The sequence below is a fragment of the Aquiflexum sp. genome, assembly GCF_041749095.1.
Lineage (GTDB): Bacteria > Bacteroidota > Bacteroidia > Cytophagales > Cyclobacteriaceae > Aquiflexum.
The window spans coordinates 1-2,351 of record NZ_JBGTCA010000436.1 but is presented as its reverse complement, the minus strand read 5'-3'; the positions used below and the strand labels follow the sequence as shown (position 1 = coordinate 2,351).

Below are 2,351 nucleotides of genomic sequence, written 5' to 3'. Positions count from 1 at the left end.
TGCATTGGAAATCAGGGAATTTATGGAAAACAATGATTCAGGTTTCAAGATCAGGATTGGAATTCACACAGGTCAGGTGGTGGCGGGCATTGTTGGTGTAAAAAAGTATGCCTACGACATTTGGGGAGATACTGTAAACACCGCAGCAAGAATGGAACAAAACTCTGAGGAAGGAAAAATAAATATCAGTGGAGCAACTTATGATCTGGTCAAAGGAGAATTTGACTGTGATTACAGAGGGAAGATTTCTGCAAAAAATAAGGGCGAAATTGACATGTATTTTGTAAATGGTTGAGCAAATATCAATAAATAGATATGAATGCTAAAGAACTTATAGATTTATTGAAAAAATTACCTCCTGACAAAAAAATTGGTTGTAAGAGGATATGAAGACGGATTTAATGATATTAAAGAATTAAGGGAGGTAACTATAGTATATCAACCTGATTCACCTTGGTATTATGGAGAGTATGCGCTGAGCAATGACCCGGATGCTATAGAAGCCATCGAATTGTTCGGAGAAAACAAAAACGAAATTCCGCTTTGATTTTTTTGCCAATTGCAACACCGGATTTACCAGGTTATAAAAATATGGAATTAAAAAATGATCAAAGGCACTTTGTGAACTCTGTGAAAACCTTTGTGCACCTTGTGGTAAGAAATTTTAACCACAATGGGCACTGAGCATATCTCAACAAGTACACAAAGAAAAAATAACAAGCTTTTAAATTGAAAACTTGAATTAATCTTAATCTAATGAACAACCCAAAATCCCTCAAGGTCCTTTACCTAATTTTTCTTCCCCTCTTTTTTTCCCATTTCTCCATCAACGCCCAAATCTTCGGCAAAAACGGCATGGTCGTCTCAGACAATATCCTCGCCTCAGAAGTTGGTATTGATATTTTGAAAAAGGGTGGAAATGCCATTGATGCGAGCATTGCGACAGCATTTGCCTTAGCTGTAACCCATCCCGAGGCAGGGAATATCGGAGGGGGAGGATTTATTGTTTTGATGAAATCTGACGGAGATGTCACCACTTTTGATTTTAGGGAAAAAGCTCCCTTGAAGGCTACTCCTGACCTGTTTCACGATGCCAATGGAAATCTGATCGATGGTTCCAACCATGAAACCATCAAGGCGGTAGGTGTCCCCGGAACCGTCGCAGGCCTATATTTGGCGCATCAAAAGTATGGGAGTTTACCTTGGCCCAAATTGGTCCAACCTGCAGTAGACTTGGCCGAAAATGGATTTCCCATGACTTGGGGATTGTATCAGGTGGCCCTTAGAATGTCCGAAATGGATGATTCGTATGATATCATGAAAAACTACTTTCGGAATACCGAAGGCTCGATTGTCCAACCTGGAGAAATCTGGAAACAGCAATCATTGGCCAATACCCTTTCCTTGATCCGTGACAACGGTCAGGATGGATTCTATAAAGGTCCTGTTGCCGAGGAGATCGAAAATTATATGAAAGCCAAGGGTGGAATCATCACCAAAGAAGACCTGGTAAAATATACTGCCATTGAACGCAAACCCCTAAAAGGAACTTACAAAGACTTCGAAATCTACTCCATGCCTCCACCGAGTTCGGGCGGGGTGGCTTTGATTGAGATGATGAACCTGATGGAATTGGCTGATCTCAAAAAAATTGAATTCAATTCCACGGCCTATGTGCACTTGGTCGCCGAAGCAATGAAGCGGGCTTTTGCAGATCGGGCGGAACATTTGGGTGACCCTGATTTTAACCCTGAAATCCCTGTTAATAGACTTATTTCCAAGGAATTTGCCAAAATGCGTTTTGATAATATTGACATGACCAAAGCTTCACTGAGCGATTCTTCCAAGTATGGACAATTGTATGATGGAAGCAGTACCACTCATTTTTCGGTAGTGGACAAGGATGGCAATGCAGTTTCCCTTACCTATACCCTTGAGGATTCCTACGGGGTAAAAATGGGCTCCTCCAAACTCGGTTTCATATTCAACAATGAAATGGGCGACTTCAACCCTATTGCCGGAGTTACCAACAGTCGTGGCCAAATCGGTTCCAATCCCAATCTTATCGCTTCAGAAAAAAGGATGTTGTCCAGTATGACACCCACCATTGTGGCCAAAGATGGTAAGCCCTATCTCATCATCGGAAGTCCGGGAGGAAGGACGATTATCAATACGGTTTTTCAGACGGTACTCAATGTATTGGAATATGATATGAGAATCGACAAAGCCATCGAAGCCATGAAAATACATCACCAATGGCTACCTGATGAAATCCGATACGAAAGGCACCTCATGTCCCCCGATACCCGAGATTCCTTAGAGCTGATGGGACACAAACTCCGAGGCGTCAA

3 protein-coding genes are annotated in these 2,351 nt (G+C 41.9%); all 3 read left to right on the top strand.

Annotated features, from left to right (window positions below):
* Nucleotides 1-295, top strand: a 295-nt coding sequence (locus ACEW8O_RS20175; protein WP_373496432.1) for an adenylate/guanylate cyclase domain-containing protein, incomplete at its 5' end; no start/stop codon positions are given.
* Nucleotides 296-370: 75 nt separating this feature from the next.
* Nucleotides 371-547, top strand: a complete 177-nt coding sequence (locus ACEW8O_RS20170) for a hypothetical protein (protein WP_373496431.1) — start codon at nt 371-373, stop codon at nt 545-547.
* Nucleotides 548-756: 209 nt separating this feature from the next.
* A partial coding sequence (gene ggt, locus ACEW8O_RS20165) for a gamma-glutamyltransferase (RefSeq protein ID WP_373496430.1) occupies nt 757-2,351 on the top strand: 1,595 nt, incomplete at its 3' end.